At 73.9% G+C, this 15,157-nt stretch carries 15 protein-coding genes; 5 read left to right on the top strand and 10 right to left on the bottom strand.

Features of this window, described 5'->3' with window-relative positions; all coding sequences use genetic code 11:
* Position 1: 1 nt before the first annotated feature.
* The 8 genes from cysD to ACZ6MA_RS11015 form a co-directional block, all read right to left on the bottom strand.
* Positions 2 to 916 carry a sulfate adenylyltransferase subunit CysD gene (gene cysD, locus ACZ6MA_RS11050; protein WP_469432842.1) on the bottom strand — a complete coding sequence of 305 codons (915 nt, stop codon included), beginning with the start codon at positions 914 to 916 and terminating at the stop codon, positions 2 to 4.
* Entirely contained in the window at positions 913 to 1,485 is a 573-nt protein-coding gene (gene cysC / locus ACZ6MA_RS11045; RefSeq protein WP_469432841.1) for an adenylyl-sulfate kinase, read from the bottom strand. The genes cysD and cysC overlap by 4 nt, the downstream gene beginning before the upstream one ends.
* A complete protein-coding gene (locus ACZ6MA_RS11040) occupies positions 1,467 to 2,177 on the bottom strand; it encodes a phosphoadenylyl-sulfate reductase (protein WP_469432840.1) in 711 nt (236 codons plus the stop codon). The genes cysC and ACZ6MA_RS11040 overlap by 19 nt, the downstream gene beginning before the upstream one ends.
* On the bottom strand, positions 2,174 to 2,359 hold the full coding sequence (locus ACZ6MA_RS11035; RefSeq protein ID WP_469432839.1) for a hypothetical protein: 186 nt from the start codon (positions 2,357 to 2,359) through the stop codon (positions 2,174 to 2,176). The genes ACZ6MA_RS11040 and ACZ6MA_RS11035 overlap by 4 nt, the downstream gene beginning before the upstream one ends.
* Positions 2,356 to 4,053, bottom strand: a complete 1,698-nt coding sequence (locus tag ACZ6MA_RS11030; RefSeq protein WP_469432838.1) for a nitrite/sulfite reductase — start codon at positions 4,051 to 4,053, stop codon at positions 2,356 to 2,358. Before ACZ6MA_RS11030 ends, ACZ6MA_RS11035 begins: the two co-directional genes overlap by 4 nt.
* A gap of 249 nt (positions 4,054 to 4,302) precedes the next feature.
* Positions 4,303 to 4,386 carry a putative leader peptide gene (locus tag ACZ6MA_RS11025; protein ID WP_362250088.1) on the bottom strand — a complete coding sequence of 28 codons (84 nt, stop codon included), beginning with the start codon at positions 4,384 to 4,386 and terminating at the stop codon, positions 4,303 to 4,305.
* Positions 4,387 to 4,640: 254 nt separating this feature from the next.
* Positions 4,641 to 5,216: a GNAT family N-acetyltransferase gene (locus tag ACZ6MA_RS11020; protein ID WP_469432837.1), complete on the bottom strand. Its 576-nt coding sequence runs from the start codon at positions 5,214 to 5,216 to the stop codon at positions 4,641 to 4,643.
* 57 nt (positions 5,217 to 5,273) lie between these two features.
* Positions 5,274 to 6,569, bottom strand: coding sequence for a helix-turn-helix domain-containing protein (locus ACZ6MA_RS11015; RefSeq protein ID WP_469432836.1), 1,296 nt, complete (start codon positions 6,567 to 6,569; stop codon positions 5,274 to 5,276).
* 258 nt (positions 6,570 to 6,827) lie between these two features.
* On the opposite strand from ACZ6MA_RS11015, the gene ACZ6MA_RS11010 reads away from it, so the two are divergent.
* The 4 genes from ACZ6MA_RS11010 (at position 6,828) to ACZ6MA_RS10995 (ending at position 11,805) form a co-directional block, all read left to right on the top strand.
* Entirely contained in the window at positions 6,828 to 8,033 is a 1,206-nt protein-coding gene (locus tag ACZ6MA_RS11010) for a YihY/virulence factor BrkB family protein (RefSeq protein ID WP_469432833.1), read from the top strand.
* 498 nt (positions 8,034 to 8,531) lie between these two features.
* A complete protein-coding gene (gene rsgA / locus ACZ6MA_RS11005; protein ID WP_469432832.1) occupies positions 8,532 to 9,632 on the top strand; it encodes a ribosome small subunit-dependent GTPase A in 1,101 nt (366 codons plus the stop codon).
* A 215-nt stretch (positions 9,633 to 9,847) separates the two neighbouring features.
* Positions 9,848 to 11,308, top strand: coding sequence for an AlkA N-terminal domain-containing protein (locus tag ACZ6MA_RS11000; protein WP_469433142.1), 1,461 nt, complete (start codon positions 9,848 to 9,850; stop codon positions 11,306 to 11,308).
* A 2-nt stretch (positions 11,309 to 11,310) separates the two neighbouring features.
* The gene (locus ACZ6MA_RS10995) at positions 11,311 to 11,805 is read left to right on the top strand and encodes a methylated-DNA--[protein]-cysteine S-methyltransferase (protein ID WP_469432831.1); all 495 of its coding nucleotides are present in this window, start codon (positions 11,311 to 11,313) and stop codon (positions 11,803 to 11,805) included.
* A 39-nt stretch (positions 11,806 to 11,844) separates the two neighbouring features.
* Here ACZ6MA_RS10995 and ACZ6MA_RS10990 read toward each other — a convergent pair whose 3' ends face one another.
* A complete protein-coding gene (locus ACZ6MA_RS10990) occupies positions 11,845 to 12,327 on the bottom strand; it encodes a DUF456 domain-containing protein (RefSeq protein WP_469432829.1) in 483 nt (160 codons plus the stop codon).
* 88 nt (positions 12,328 to 12,415) lie between these two features.
* Positions 12,416 to 13,027, bottom strand: coding sequence for a helix-turn-helix transcriptional regulator (locus ACZ6MA_RS10985; protein WP_469432828.1), 612 nt, complete (start codon positions 13,025 to 13,027; stop codon positions 12,416 to 12,418).
* A gap of 269 nt (positions 13,028 to 13,296) precedes the next feature.
* On the opposite strand from ACZ6MA_RS10985, the gene ACZ6MA_RS10980 reads away from it, so the two are divergent.
* Positions 13,297 to 15,087: a protein phosphatase 2C domain-containing protein gene (locus ACZ6MA_RS10980; RefSeq protein WP_469432827.1), complete on the top strand. Its 1,791-nt coding sequence runs from the start codon at positions 13,297 to 13,299 to the stop codon at positions 15,085 to 15,087.
* Positions 15,088 to 15,157: the final 70 nt, after the last annotated feature.

Raw genomic sequence — 15,157 nt, 5'->3', positions numbered from 1 at the left:
GCTAGAAGTACCCCTCGCGCTTGCGGTCCTCCATCGCGGCCTCCGACAGCTTGTCGTCGGCCCTCGTCGCGCCCCGCTCGGTGAGCCGGGACGCGGCGATCTCGGCGATCACGTCCGTGATGGTCACCGCCGAGGAATCCACGGCGCCGGTGCAGGACATGTCACCGACCGTGCGGTACCGCACCATCCGTCTGACGACCTGCTCACCGTCCTTGGGGCCGCCCCAGTCGCCCGGTGCCAGCCACATGCCGTCCCGGGCGAACACCTCGCGCTCGTGGGCGTAGTAGATGGCCGGGAGTTCGATCTTTTCCCGGGCGATGTACTGCCACACGTCCAGCTCGGTCCAGTTCGACAGGGGGAAGACCCGCACGTGCTCGCCGGGGGAGTGGCGGCCGTTGTACAGCTGCCACAGCTCCGGGCGCTGCCGGCGCGGGTCCCAGCCGCCGAACTCGTCACGCAGCGAGAACACCCGCTCCTTCGCGCGTGCCTTCTCCTCGTCGCGGCGGCCGCCGCCGAAGACGGCGTCGAAGCGGTGCGCGCCGATCGCGTCCAGCAGGGGCACGGTTTGCAAGGGGTTGCGGGTGCCGTCGGGGCGCTCGCGCAGCCGCCCGTCGTCGATGAAGTCCTGTACGGACGCCACGTGCAGCCGCAGACCGTGCTCGGCGACCGTGCGGTCGCGGTAGGCGAGGACCTCGGGGAAGTTGTGCCCGGTGTCCACGTGCAGCAGCGAGAACGGCACCGCCGCCGGGGCGAAGGCCTTCAGCGCCAGGTGCAGCATGACGATCGAGTCCTTGCCGCCGGAGAAGAGGATCACCGGCCGCTCGAACTCCCCCGCCACCTCGCGGAAGATGTGCACCGCCTCCGACTCCAGGGCGTCCAGATGCGTCAGGGCGTAGGGGCTCTCGTCGACGCTCACAGCAGTCCCCTTTCCGCCAGCAGTGTGCGCAGTTCCGCCGCCGATTCGGCGACGCTCCGGCCGGACGTCGCGATCCGCAGATCCGGATCGAGGGGCGCCTCGTAGGGGTCGTCCACTCCCGTCAGCCCGGATATCTCACCCGCCGCCTGCTTGGCGTACAGGCCCTTCACGTCCCGCTGCGAGCACACCTCCACCGGCGTCGCCACGTGCACCTCCACATAACCGGTGCCGTGCTCCTGGTGGTGCTTGCGGACGGCCTCGCGGGAGTCGGCGTAGGGCGCGATGACGGGCACGAGGACGAGCACGCCGTGCGCGGCCAGCAGCCGGGCCACGAAACCGATGCGCCGCACGTTGGTGTCCCGGTCCGCGCGGGAGAACCCGAGCCCGGCGGAGAGGAACTCGCGGATCTCGTCCCCGTCCAGCACCTCCACCCGGTGCCCCTCGTCACGCAGCCGCCCCGCCAGCGCGTAGGCGATGCTCGTCTTGCCCGCGCTGGGCAGCCCGGTGAGCCAAACGGTGGCCCCGCTCATTTCCCGTACTCCGTCCCGTGTCATCCGTGAAGCCCGCATTCCGTCTTGCCGCGCCCCGACCAGCGGCCCGCGCGGCTGTCCTCGCCCGCCGCGACGCGGCGGGTGCACGGCGCACAGCCGATGGAGGCGTAACCCTCGCTCAGCAGCGGGTTGGTGAGCACACCGTGTTCCTCGACGTAGGCGTCCACGTCGGCCTGCGTCCAGCGGGCGATCGGCGAGATCTTCACCTTCCGCCGTCGCTCGTCCCAGCCGACGACGGGCGTGTGCGCGCGGGTCGGCGACTCGTCGCGGCGCAGCCCGGTCGCCCAGGCGTCGTACCCGGCCAGGCCCTCCTCCAGCGGCCGGACCTTGCGCAGGGCGCAGCACAGGTCCGGGTCGCGGTCGTGCAGCCGCGGCCCGTGCTCGGCGTCCTGCTCGGCGACGGTCCGGCGCGGGGTGAGGGTGATGACGTTGACGTCCATCACCGCGGCGACCGCGTCACGGGTGCCGATGGTCTCGGGGAAGTGGTAGCCGGTGTCGAGGAAGACGACGTCCACGCCGGGCAGGGCACGCGAGGCGAGGTGGGCGACGACCGCGTCCTCCATGGAGGAGGTGACGCAGAACCGGCGCCCGAACGTCCCGGCCGCCCAGCGCAGGATGTCCTGCGCCGACGCGTCCTCCAGCTCCCGTCCGGCCCGCTCGGCCAGCGCCGCCCACGCTTCGTGACGATCGCTCGGTTCGGTGTCGTTCATGGTGACGCGATGCCCCCTTCGGGAGAGTCGGGCCGCAGGCCCTTGGCCAGCAACCCGAGGAACGCGAGCCGGAACGCGCGGTTGCAGGCCCCGCATTCCCAGCTGCCGTGCCCCTCCTCGGAGGGGCGCAGGTCCTCGTCCCCGCAGTACGGGCAGTAGAAGGGGGCCGCCCGCCCGCTCATGACAGGTCCTCCTGCGTGGCGCGGGCCGCCCAGGTCGCGAACCGCTCGCCGTCCTCGCGCTGCTCCGAGAAGCGGGTGAGGAGCCGCTCGACGTAGTCCGGCAGCTCGGCCGAAGTGACCTTCAGGCCACGGACCTTGCGGCCGAAACCGGCCTCCAGACCGAGCGCGCCGCCCAGGTGCACCTGGAAGCCCTCGACCTGCCGGCCCTCGTCGTCCACGACGAGCTGGCCCTTGAGGCCGATGTCCGCGACCTGGATGCGGGCGCACGCGTTCGGGCAGCCGTTGATGTTGATGGTGACCGGCTGGTCGAACTCCGGCAGTCTGCGCTCCAGTTCGTCGATGAGGCTCTGGCCGCGGCCCTTGGTCTCGACGATGGCGAGCTTGCAGAACTCGATGCCCGTGCAGGCCATCGTGCCGCGCCGGAAGGGCGACGGGCTGACCCGCAGATCCAGCGCCTCCAACCCGGCGACCAGGGAGTCCACCTGCTCCTCGGGCACATCGAGCACGATCATCTTCTGCTCGGCGGTGGTGCGCAGCCGGCCCGAACCGTGGGCCTCCGCCAGCGCCGCCAGCTTCACCAGCAGGGCGCCGTCGACCCGGCCGACGCGCGGCGCGAAACCGACGTAGAACGCGCCGTCCTTCTGGCGGTGGACGCCGACGTGGTCGCGCCACTGCTCGACGGGCGCGGCGGGGGCGGGGCCGTCGAGCAGCGGACGCCGCAGGTACTCCTCCTCCAGGACCCGGCGGAACTTCTCCGTGCCCCAGTCGGCGACGAGGAACTTCAGCCGGGCACGGTTGCGCAGCCGCCGGTAGCCGTAGTCACGGAAGATGCCGATCACGCCGCCGTACACGTCGGGAACCTCGTCCAGCGGTACCCAGGCACCGAGCCGGACCCCGAGCCTGGGGTTGGTCGACAGTCCGCCGCCGACCCACAGATCGAAGCCGGGGCCGTGTTCGGGGTGGTCGACCCCGACGAACGCGACGTCGTTGATCTCGTGCGCCACGTCCAGCAACGGCGAACCGGAGACGGCCGATTTGAACTTCCGCGGCAGATTGGAGAAGTCCTTGTTGCCGATGAACCGGCGCTGGATCTCCTCGATGGCGGGCGTGCCGTCGATGATCTCGTCCTCGGCGATACCGGCGACGGGCGAGCCGAGGATCACGCGCGGCGTGTCACCACAGGCCTCGGTCGTCGACAGGCCCACGGCCTCCAGCCGCCGCCATATCTCGGGGACGTCCTCGATCCGGATCCAGTGGTACTGCACGTTCTGCCGGTCGGTGAGGTCGGCGGTGCCCCGGGCGAACTCCTGGGAGATCTCGCCGACGACCCGCAGCTGCCCGGTGGTCAGCCGGCCGCCGTCGATACGGACCCGCAGCATGAAGTAGCGGTCGTCCAGTTCCTCCGGGGCCAGCACCGCGGTCTTGCCCCCGTCGATCCCCGGCTTGCGCTGGGTGTACAGACCCCACCAACGCATCCGGCCACGCAGGTCGTTGGGGTCGATCGAGTCGAAACCGGCCTTGGAGTAGATCGTCTCAATACGTGTCCGCACATTGAGACCGTCGTCGTCCTTCTTGAACTGCTCGTTGCCGTTGAGCGGTGTGTGATGGCCGACGGCCCACTGGCCCTCGCCGCGATGGCGGCCGGCCTTGCGGCGGGTCGTGGCGTCGGCGGCGCTTTCCGAGATGGCAGCCATGGCGATATGTCCTTCTGGGGGCGGCTCTGAAGAGGGCTGTGCACGCCGAGACACCCCCGGTGCCCCGCGCATGCGCCCAGTGGGCCCGGGCAGGGGCGGAAAACGGCGGTCATGGGTGGGGTGAGCTGCGTGCTGCGGGCACGGCGGTGCGAGGTGGGGCGGCTCGGTGGGGCTCGTCCACGACGACGGGGACGGCGGGGGGTGCCGAGGAGGCCGAGGAGGCCGGGAGAAGAGGTGGCGCTGAGACTCTCAGCCCGCCGGACAGATGGCGCTGGACATGCGGCCCAGGTCGACGTGACGTCGACTCACCAAGGCAACTCCAGCTCGAGACATGACGGAAGCGTGGCACGGCGGTCTCGGGCCAGTAAAGCGTTGTCCGCGATGCGGACTCCTGTGTCTCACCTGACGGGAACTACTCGGTCGTGGGCACTCGTCGATCGGCGGCTTGGTCGCCGTTTCGTCCTCAATCGCCGGACGGGCTGCAAACTCAGCCCGTCCGGCGATTGAGGACACCGCCGCGCAGCGGAGGTGCACCCGACGCGGGCCGCAGGGCAAAGGGCGGGCCGCAGGCGAACCGCCGGCCAGGCCTACGCCCCGGGCCACGGGCCGGGAAGCGGGACCACCGGCTCGTCCTCGGTCTTGGTGTCGAAGACCCGGAAGCCGCGCCGCTCGTAGTTGGCGAGGGCGTGCGGGCCGTCCTTGTCACAGGTGTGCAGCCACACCCGCTTCGTCGGCGTCAGCTCCGGCCACCGCTCGGCCAGGTCCCAGGCCCGGGCGGTGCCGAACGACAGCAGCCGCCCGCCGAGGCGGCGCCCCTGGAACGCCGGGAGCAGCCCGAAGTAGGCGATCTCGACCGTGCCCGCGTCCTGGGGGTCCAGCTCCATGTAACCGGCGGGGGTGCCCCGGTCGTACGCCACCCAGGTCTCCACGCCCGGCCGCCCGAGATACGCCTGCCACTGCGCGTAGGACCACGGCAGCCGGTCGGTCCAGCTGACGCTGCCGCCCACCGCCGTGTAGAGGAAACGGCTCAGCTCGGGCGAGGGGATCCGGGCCCGCTCGATCCGCAGACCGTCCGGCACGTCCGGTTCGGAGACCGGCGCGAGGTCGGCCGGCGACGTCTGCTCCAAGGACCACGTCGTCACGGAAATCACGCTGTTGCTCATACGTCCCAGCCAACCACGCGGTCCGGCGGGCTCCGGCGGGCCCCCGGCAGGGGCCGGTCAGGATGCGGCCACGCCCCGGCGGGCGGCCAGCACGACCGGGGCCCGGGACGCCGGCAGCAGGTCCTCCGCGTGCGGCGGCGTCAGCAGCCGGACGTCGATGCCGTCCGCGAAGCGGTAGGGGCGGTGGTCGAGCACCCCCGCCAGCGTCCGCCGCATCCGGGACATCTCCGCCCGTACCGTCACCGTGCGGGTGGCGTCGCCGAAGAGGTCCGCCGCCAGCTCCGCGGCCGTGCGCCCCGCCCGGTGGCGGGCCAGCACGTACAGCAGCTCGGCGTGGCGCGGGCTCAGCTCCTGTGACCACTGCCCCGACTCGCCGGAGACCGTCACCGTCCAGCTCCGGGGCCGGCGCAGATCCAGCACCACCCGGCTCGGGGTGCCGTCCCGGCCCGCCCCCGCGTCGGGCTCCTCGACACGCACCAGCCAGCCGTCCGGCAGGGGTTCGAGGGAACACAGCCCGAGGGCCGGCAGCCACACCCGCCCCGGGGCCACCGACTTGGGCAGCACCACCCGGCCCACCGGGGCCATGCCGGTCACCGCCGCCGTCCAGCCGTCCCGGTCGACCGCCAGCGCCCGGCCCCCGATCCGGGCCAGCATGGGCGTGGCCACCGAACGCAGCCGGTCGACGGACTCCCAGTGCCGGGCGCGCAGCTCCGCCTCGGCCACCTTGGCCACGGCGGTGACGAGGGCCAGCGAGGCCGGGTTGAAGGCGCCCGCGGGTCCGCTGACGTTGAGCACACCCACCAGCCGCCCGTCCCGCGGGTCGTGCAGCGGGGCCGCCGCGCAGGTCCAGGCGTGATGGGTGCGCACGAAGTGCTCGGCCGAGTGCACCTGCACCGGCCGGCGCTCCACCAGCGAGGTACCGAGACCGTTCGTGCCGACCAGCTCCTCCGTCCAGGAGGCCCCCACGTCGAACCCCAGCCGGGTGGCGTTCCTGATCACCTCGTGGCTGCCCTCGCGCCACAGCACCCGGCCGTCGGCGTCCGCGACGGCCATCAGATGCCGCACGGTGTCGGCCACCTCGCCCAGCCCCTCGCGAAGCTGCGGCAGCAGCCCGCCCAGCGGAGAGGAGTGCCGCCGGTGCTCCACCTCCTCGGCCGTCAGGACCGGTGCCGACCGGCCGACGTCCGGGTCGATGCCGTGGCGCCGCACGCGGTGCCAGGACTGCCCGATCACCTGACGCGGGAGCACGGCTCCGGCCCGCCGGGCGGGCCCCGCACCCGCGGGTGACGGATCAGCGAGCCACGCCTCCCGGACGGCGGGCAGCGGCCCCGCCTCGAATGGTCTGCGGTTCACGCTGCAATGGTGCCGCCGCGAGGCCCCTCGCGTCGGGGCATCGGCAAGATTGCAACGCAGTGCAACCGTTGCGGGTGGCACCGGTGCGGGCGCAAGGTGACAGGGAGCGGTCGGAGGGTGGTGCCGAGTCGGCGCAGCATCACCCTCCGCCTCCACTCCCGCCGCCGTCGCGGCCGTCGCCCGCCGCACTCCGCCCCGCCCTCACCCCCTTCGGGCCACCGTGCGGGCCGAGGGCCATTCGGCGGATACGGTAAGGGCGTGCAGGCAGCAAATGAACCACCGGGGCGGTCGGTCGGCCGACTCCACAGGGCTCGCGTCCTGTACCGAAATGTCTCAAAACGCAGGATGGCGTGGCTTCTCCTGAAAGACACGGTCAACTCCTGCGTGGAATACCGCGTCACCGGGCTGGCCGCCGAGGCCGCCTTCTTCACGCTGCTCTCGCTGCCACCCCTGCTCCTCGGTCTGCTCGGTCTGCTGGGCTACCTGGATGCGTGGACCGGCACCAAGACCATCGAGAGCATCCAGGACAACATCCTCAACGCCTCCGCGACCGTCCTGTCGGACAAGGGCGTCAACGAAATCGCGCGGCCGCTCCTGCAGGACGTCACCAAACGCGGCCGGCCGGACATCATCTCGGTCGGCTTCGCCATCGCCCTGTGGTCCGGCTCGCGAGCCGTGAACGTCTTCGTGGACACCATCACGATCATGTACGGGCTGGAGGGCAAGCGGGGCATCGTCAAGACCCGGCTGCTCGCCTTCCTCCTCTACATCGTCGCCCTGCTCATCGGAGCGGTGGTGCTGCCGCTGATGGTCGCCGGGCCGGACGCCGTGCTGGACATCGTGCCGTGGAGCGCGGACGTCGTACGGGTGCTGTACTGGCCCGTCGTCACGCTGCTTTCCATCGTCTTCCTGACGACGCTCTACCACGTGTCCGTGCCGGTCCGCTCGCCCTGGCAGGAGGACATCCCCGGGGCGCTCGTCGCCCTCGGCATGTGGGTGTTCGGCAGCTTCCTGCTGCGGATCTACCTCACCCACACCGTCGAGGGCCCCACCATCTACGGCTCGCTCGCCGCGCCCGTCGCCGTGCTGCTGTGGATCGGCGTCTCGGCCTTCGCGGTCCTCGTCGGCGCGGCCGTGAACGCCGCGATAGACCGGGTGTGGCCGTCCGTCGCCACCGCCGCGGCACGCGCCGAGGTGGACCGGGTGCGCGAGGCCGCGGCGGCGCGGGCGGCGGCCGAACGTGCCGCCCTGGCGTTCACCGCCGCCTCCGACTACGTCGACGAGGAGGCGGAGGAGGACGGGGTGATCGGCCAGGACCGGGAGCCGCCGTCGGAGTTCCCCGAGCGCTGGGCGCAGTTCCTGCCCCCCGAGAACGTCCGGGCCCGGCTGCAGCACCTCAAGCCCGAACACCAGCCGAAGCACGCCAAGCACGGCCGGCACGCGAAGCCGGACGGACACGGCTAGGGCGTGTCCGCAAAGTCCCGTCGTTCGCCCGCAGGGCGTGGCCCGCGGCGTCTGGTGCGTGCGATCGCAAGGCGGAGGGTCGCCCTCGTACTGGGCGTACTCGGGCGAGCCCGACAACGCAGCGAGCGCGCGTGCCAGGCGTCGCGGGCCAGACGGGACTTTGCGGACACGCCCTAGGCCGGGTCCGGCGGATCGGGTGGGCGGGCGCTGCGGCCCGTGACGTCCGCAGGGCGCTCGCCGCCGCAGGCGGCAAAGACGGTCGGCATCCGGAGGCGTCCGGTGCGTGCGATCGCGAGGCGGAGGGCCCCGGGCCACCGCCGGGAGGTAAATCGTTGGCGCGGCGGCCGGGCGGGCGCCTACGCTCGCCCCAGACCGCGCGCACCACGCGGCGAGACACAGGAAAACAGGAGGTGAGGACCGTGATGACTGTCATTGCGACGGGCGTTGCCCGCACTCAGAAGACGGTTCACCCCACCTCTTTCCTGAAGGATCACTTCCTTGTTCGAGCTCGCGTCGTCACACCCCCTCACCGGCTACGGCTGGGACGAAGGGTTCGCTGACAGCTTCACCCCGCACGCCGCCGAGGGCCTCACCCCCGGCCGGATCATCCGCGTCGACCGCGGCCGCTGTGACCTCGTCGTCCCCGACGGCGAGGGGATACGGACCGTCCACGCCGACACCGCCCTCGTCACCACGGGCGACCCCCTGCGCATCATGTGCACCGGCGACTGGGCGGCGGTCGACCTCGCCCAGGGCTTCGTCCGGGCCCTGCTCCCGCGCCGTACGGCCTTCGTGCGCTCCACCTCCTCGCAGCGCTCCGAGGGCCAGATCCTCGCGGCCAACGTCGACCACGCCGTCATCGCGGTCTCCTTGGCCGTCGAGCTGGACCTCGGACGGATCGAGCGGTTCCTGGCCCTGGCCTGGGAGAGCGGCGCCGCACCCGTCGTCGTCCTCACCAAGGCGGACCTGGTCACGGAGACGGCCGGGCCGGACGTGCTGGGCCATCTCGTCGCCGACACGGAGGCGTCGGCGCCGGGCGTACCGGTTCTGGCGGTCAGCGCGACCACCGGCGAGGGCGTCGACGTCCTCGCCGCCACGCTGGCCGGCGGCACGTCCGTGCTCCTCGGCCAGTCCGGCGCCGGCAAGTCCACCCTCGCCAACGCGCTCCTCGGCGAGGACGTCCAGACCGTCCAGGCCGCCCGCGACCGGGACGGCAAGGGCCGGCACACCACGACGACCCGCAACATGCTGCCGCTGCCCGGCGGCGGCGTCCTGATCGACACCCCGGGCCTGCGGGGCGTCGGCCTCTGGGACGCGGAGGGCGGTGTCGCGCAGACCTTCTCCGAGATCGAGGCCCTGGCGGCACGCTGCCGCTTCCACGACTGCGGCCACGAGACGGAACCGGGCTGCGCGGTCCTTGGCGCCATCACGACCGGCGAGCTGCGCCAGCGCCGGCTGGACAACTACCGCAAGCTCCTGCGGGAGAACCAGCGCATCGCGGCCCGCACGGACGCCCGTCTGCGCGCGGACATCCGCCGCGACTGGAAGAAGAAGCAGGCGCAGGGGCGCGAGATGCTGGCCCGCAAACGGGGGCGCTAGCCGCTTCGGCGAATCGGGCCCTGTGCCCTTGCCCTTGTTTCGCACCACCGCTGCGCGGTGGTTGTCCTCAATCGCCGGACGGGCTCAATTCGAGCCCGTCCGGCGATTGAGGACGCGCCCGAAGGGCGCCCGGGCGGCAGCACCGGCCGGGCGGGATGCCACGTCCGATTCCCGCCAGAAACGGCACCCGGCCATGCCGCAAACTGGTAAGCGTGATGGACGAAGAGACCAGGTACGAGGCAGTGAGCAGCCGTGATGCCCGCTTCGACGGGGTGTTCTTCTTCGCCGTGGCCACCACCGGCATCTACTGCCGCCCGAGCTGCCCGGCGGTGACGCCGAAGCGGGTGAACGTGCGGTTCTATCCCTCGGCCGCCGCCGCGCAGCGGGCCGGGTTCCGGGCCTGCCGGCGCTGCCGGCCGGACGCCGCGCCCGGGTCGGCCGAGTGGAACGCGCGGGCCGATCTGGTCGGGCGCGCCATGCGGCTCATCGGGGACGGCGTCGTCGACCGCGAAGGGGTCGCCGGGCTCGCCGACCGGCTCGGGTACAGCTCCCGGCAGGTGCACCGGCAGCTCACCGAGGAACTCGGCGCCGGGCCCGTCGCCCTCGCCCGGGCCCAGCGGGCCCACACCGCGCGGGTCCTGCTGCAGACCACCGACCTCCCGGTCACCGAACTCGCGTTCGCCTCCGGTTTCGCCAGCGTGCGGCAGTTCAACGACACCATGCGCGAGGTCTACGCCCGTACCCCGACCGCGCTGCGCGCCCAGGCGCCCGGCACGCGCGGCCGGACCGCCGCCGGCATCCCGCTCCGACTCGCCCACCGTGGTCCCTACGCCGCCGGGGAGATCTTCGACTTCCTCCAGCGGCGGGCCGTCCCCGGCATCGAGGAGACCCTCGGCGGCCCCGGCGCCCGCACCTACCGCCGCACCCTGCGCCTGCCGTACGGCACCGGCATCGCCGAGGTCCACGAACCGCGCCCCGCCGGGCCGCGCCGCGGCCACTGGCTGGAGTGCCGGCTCCACCTCACCGACCCCCGGGACCTGTCCACCGCCGTGCAGCGGGTACGGCGGCTCTTCGACCTCGACGCCGACCCCTACGCCGTCGACGAGCGGCTCGGCGCCGACCCCCGCCTGGCCCCCCTCGTCGCCGCCCGCCCCGGGCTGCGCTCACCCGGTGCCGCCGACGGCGAGGAACTGGCGGTACGGGCCGTACTGGGCCGGCAGGCCACCGTGGCGCACGCCGCACGGCTCGCGGGCGAACTGGTCGCCGCCTACGGCAAGCCCCTCGCCGCGCCGGACGGCGGGCTCACCCATGTCTTCCCCGAGGCCGCCACCCTGGCCGACGCGAGCCTCGACGAACTCCCCGTGCCGGGTTCCCGGCGCCGCGTCCTGCGGACCGTCGCCACCGCGCTCGCGGACGGCCGGATCCGGCTCGACCCCGGCGTCGACCGGGACGCCACCGAGCGTGCGCTGCTCGACCTGCCCGGCATCGGACCGTGGACCGCCGGCTACATCCGGATGCGGGCCCTCGGCGATCCCGATGTCTTCCTGCCGGGCGACACCGCCCCCGGCGTGCCCGACGGCGCCGCCGACGCCTGGCGCCCCTGGCGCTCCTACGCCCAGCACCACCTGTGGGACTCCGCACACCCCACGCCGCCCCGCGAACCGAAGGACGCCTGACGATGCTCTACACCGAAATCGACAGCCCGCTCGGGCGGCTGCTCCTCACCGGGCACCCCGCCGCCGGGGCACCCGGCGGCACCGCCCTCGTCTCGCTGTCCGTACCCGGCCAGAAGAACGGTGTCCTCGCCCGACCGGACTGGCACCGCGAACCCGCCGCCTTCGCCGAGGCCGAACGGCAGCTCACCGCCTACTTCGCCGGCGAGAGCAAGGACTTCACCCTCGCCCTCGCCCCCCAGGGCACCGAATTCCGGCAACGGGTGTGGGCCGCCCTGGACACCGTCCCGTACGGCGCCACCACCAGCTACGGCGAGCTGGCCGCCCGCGTCGGTGCCCCGCGCGCCGCCGTGCGCGCGGTGGGCGGCGCGGTCGGCGCCAACCCGCTCCTCGTACTGCGCCCCTGCCACCGGGTCATCGGGGCCGACGGTTCGCTCACCGGCTACGCGGGCGGCCTGGACCGCAAGCGCCTGCTGCTGGCCCTGGAGGGCACGGGCTGAGTCCCCGTCGTCCCCGTCGCCCCCGGACGACCCGGAGGATCAGCCTCGGACGACCGCCGCGAGCCATCCGCCGACGACCAGCAGACAGGCGAACAGTTCGACGAGCACGCTGGTCCCCAGCGACCGCATCACCGTCCGCGTCGACGCCCACGCCTCGCCGTGCCCGCCCAGCCGTCGCCGTTCCATCGCGTAGAGCCCGGCGAGGAAGCCCGGCACGGCACCGACCACGGGCAGGACGAAGAAGCCCGCGATACCCGAGGCGCCCGCCACCAGGAAGGCGCGCTGGGTGATGCCCGCGCCCCTCGGCCGTCGTGGCGGAAGCAGCCAGATGACGGCCTGGTTCAGCAGCAGCACCCCCGTCGCCCCGGCCAGGACGGCCCAGGCCGACGCGGTGCGCTCGGTCATCGACCACCACAGGACCCCCGCCCAGACGATCGGCGGGCCGGGCAGCCCCGGGGTCACGACGCCGAACAGGCCGAGCAGCATCACCAGCCCGACCAGGAACAGCTGCCACGTCCCCATGGATCCAGGTTGCCGTAGCGCCGCCGTCAGCGCCCCCGCACCGCTTCCCGCCTGCGAAGACGCACGACGGGGCGGGACAGGGAGCCGGTCAGGCGCGGGCCGGCCAGCCGTGCTCGGCCGCGTGCCAGCCCAGCTGCAACCGGGTCGTCACCCCCGCCAGCTCCATCAGCCGCTTCACCCGCCGCTGCACCGTCCGCAACCCCAGGCCGAGCTGTTTCGCGACGCTCGCGTCCGTGAGCCCGGCCAGCAACAGCGAGAGGACCTCCAGGTCCGTGGCGTCCGGCCCGGGCCCCACGGACCGGGGTATGCCCGCCCCGGGTATGCCGGCACCGGGTGTACCGGCCCCGGCGACAGGGCCGGCGCCGTCCGCGCCCGCCCCGGCCGCCCGGACCGGCAGCGCCTCGTGCCAGACGTCCTCGAAGAGGTTCACCAGCGACTCCAGCAGTCCACCGCCGTGGACGACCAGCGCGGCGGACTCGGCGGCGTGCGGGGCGAGGGGCAGCAGCGCGATCCGGCGGTCGGCGACGACCAGCTCGGCCGGTATCCGCTCGACGGCCCGCAGCCGCCCGGGCTCGACCGGGCCGACGACGGCCGTGGCAGCGGCCCGCTCCCGCGCCCCGGTCAACGCGGCGCGCTCCACGACCACCCGGTGGGGCACCCCGCTCTCCGCGCTCGCGGCGGCCCAGGGTCTCCCCGTCAACAGCGCGCACACTTCTTCGCCCGCGCCCAGGCGTATTCGTGAAAGGTGCCGTGCGACAGCGCGCGCCCCCGTCACCACCTCCACCGCACCGGGGCCCGCGAGCCGTCCAGACCGCTGCTCCCGGTGCGCCGTCTCCCTCATGGCGTCCAGTCCCATGGCACCGAGCACGCGAACCCCTCCCCAAACCGCGTTCCGACTCGGGCCATCATCCCCGGGTGGTGTCCGCTGTGCACTCTTCCCGTATGCCACACAGTGTGGACAATAAGGGCATGAACCAGCAGGGGGATCGGTACGCCGACCAAGAGGACGCCTGGTGGGGCGAGTTGTACGGCAGGAGCGAACCCGAACCGGGCTCGGCCGCCGAGGACGACAGCCTCGATGATCGATTCACCTCGGCCGCGGCGGTGGTGAGGGCCGAACCGCGGGCGCTGCGCGGCACCGAGCCGCCCGGCCCGCCCGGCCCGCGGCCACCCCAACCACCCCGCCGCAGCGAGGCGGTGAGCCGCTCGGAGCCGGTCAGGCGCTCCGGCGCCGGGAGCCGCCCGGGGCCCGCGAAACCCGTACGCCCGTCCGAACCCCCACCCCCCGCACCGTCCGCACCACCCGTGAGCCCCCAGCCTTCCGATCGGGCCGCCGCCGCGTCGGGCCCGCCCACCCTCGACAAGGTCGCCGAACCCGAGGCCCCCGAGGGCCCGCCCGCCCCGGCGCCACCGGCAGCTCCGCCCGGCCGAGGTCTGCTCCCCGTGCCGAAGAGCTGGGCATCGCCCGACGCCGACGCCCTGCCGGCCCCACCCCGACTGCCCTCGCCCGCCCGGCCGCCGGGCGCCGCGCCGGACCGGCCGCGCAAGCCCCCGCGCACCGACCCCAGGGCCCAGGTCCCGCCACCGCGCCTGCCCCTGCCCCGCAAGCCCGCCGCCGAGCCGTCCACCCGGTCTCTGCCCGCCGCCCCGTCCGCACCACCCACCCCCGCCGCACCGCCCGCACCGACGAGGGCGGCGATCGAAGCGGGCCGCACCACCGGGGACCTCGACGCGGGCAGCGGACCCGAGCCCCCCACCCGGCTGTCCGCGGTGCCCCGCCAGACGGGCCGTGCGGCGCACCGCGCGGCCGAGTTCGTGGGCGAGGGCCCGCCCACCTACGAGGCCGAGCCCACCGCCTGGCCGGCGGCCGCCCCCGGCGGGCTGGACGACCTCGTGCCCGACACCGTGGTCGACGGCGCCCGGTACGGCGTGCTGACGCTGCGCGCCCTGTCCCTGCGCGGCGACTCGGCGCGCTACCGCGGCGAACCGCGGCGGGACGCGCTGCTCACCGCCCGCTTCGGGGACGGCGACGACGCCCTGCTGCTCGTCGCCGTGGCGAGCGGCGGACGCGCCGCGGAAGGCTCCCACCGGGCGGCCCGGGACGTCTGCGCCTGGCTGGCCGACGCCGTCGGGCGCAGCCACCCCCGGCTGGTCGAGGACATCCGCCGCGGCCGTCGGGGAGAGCTGCGGTCGGGGCTGCACCGGCTCACCGACCGCTCGTACGGACGGTTGCGCGGCCGGGCCGCCGATCTGGGCCTGCGGTCCGCCGAGTACACCGCCGCCGTGCGCTGTCTGCTGCTGCCCGCCGACGCCCGCTGCCGTACACGCGTCTTCTTCGGGGTGGGCGCGGGCGGGCTCTTCCGGCTGCGCGAAGGCGCGTGGCAGGACCTGGACCCGGTCGCGCGCGAGGCGGACGGGAACGTCGACCCGATCGTCGGCCGGGGCAACGGCCCCGCCGACCGGATCACCGTGGACCTCGGCGTCACCACCCCCGGCACCGCCCCCGTGATCGACCCCGCCGAGGTGCCGAGCGAGCCCTTCCGGTTCCGAGCGTCCGTCGCCCGGCCGGGCGACGTGCTGCTGCTGTGCAGCGCAGGTCTCGCCGACCCCCTGCGGGGCGAGCCCGCGCTGGGCGACCGGCTGGCCGAGCGATGGACCGGGCAGCGGCCGCCGGGGCTGGCGGCGTTCCTCGCGGACGGACAGCTGCGGGTGAAGGGATACGCCGACGACCGCACCGCGTGCGCGGTCTGGGAGGCATAGCCAGGCGTTCCATGGGTTGATGGGGGAAGGAGCGCCCTATCAGGGGATACGTCCCGGACGTGTCCCGACC

The organism is Streptomyces sp. NPDC042259, assembly GCF_055582085.1.
Note: the sequence above shows the minus strand (reverse complement) of the source record. Positions and strands in the feature narration are given on the sequence as shown.

Coding starts and splice junctions, on each gene's coding strand:
- cysC (WP_469432841.1), bottom strand. CDS start 1,485: ATGCGGGCTTCACGGATGACACGGGACGGAGTACGGGAAATGAGCGGG.
- ACZ6MA_RS11040 (WP_469432840.1), bottom strand. CDS start 2,177: ATGAACGACACCGAACCGAGCGATCGTCACGAAGCGTGGGCGGCGCTG.
- ACZ6MA_RS11035 (WP_469432839.1), bottom strand. CDS start 2,359: ATGAGCGGGCGGGCGGCCCCCTTCTACTGCCCGTACTGCGGGGACGAG.
- ACZ6MA_RS11030 (WP_469432838.1), bottom strand. CDS start 4,053: ATGGCTGCCATCTCGGAAAGCGCCGCCGACGCCACGACCCGCCGCAAG.
- ACZ6MA_RS11025 (WP_362250088.1), bottom strand. CDS start 4,386: ATGTCTCGAGCTGGAGTTGCCTTGGTGAGTCGACGTCACGTCGACCTG.
- ACZ6MA_RS11020 (WP_469432837.1), bottom strand. CDS start 5,216: ATGAGCAACAGCGTGATTTCCGTGACGACGTGGTCCTTGGAGCAGACG.
- ACZ6MA_RS11000 (WP_469433142.1), top strand. CDS start 9,848: ATGGACGAAGAGACCAGGTACGAGGCAGTGAGCAGCCGTGATGCCCGC.
- ACZ6MA_RS10995 (WP_469432831.1), top strand. CDS start 11,311: ATGCTCTACACCGAAATCGACAGCCCGCTCGGGCGGCTGCTCCTCACC.
- ACZ6MA_RS10990 (WP_469432829.1), bottom strand. CDS start 12,327: ATGGGGACGTGGCAGCTGTTCCTGGTCGGGCTGGTGATGCTGCTCGGC.
- ACZ6MA_RS10980 (WP_469432827.1), top strand. CDS start 13,297: ATGAACCAGCAGGGGGATCGGTACGCCGACCAAGAGGACGCCTGGTGG.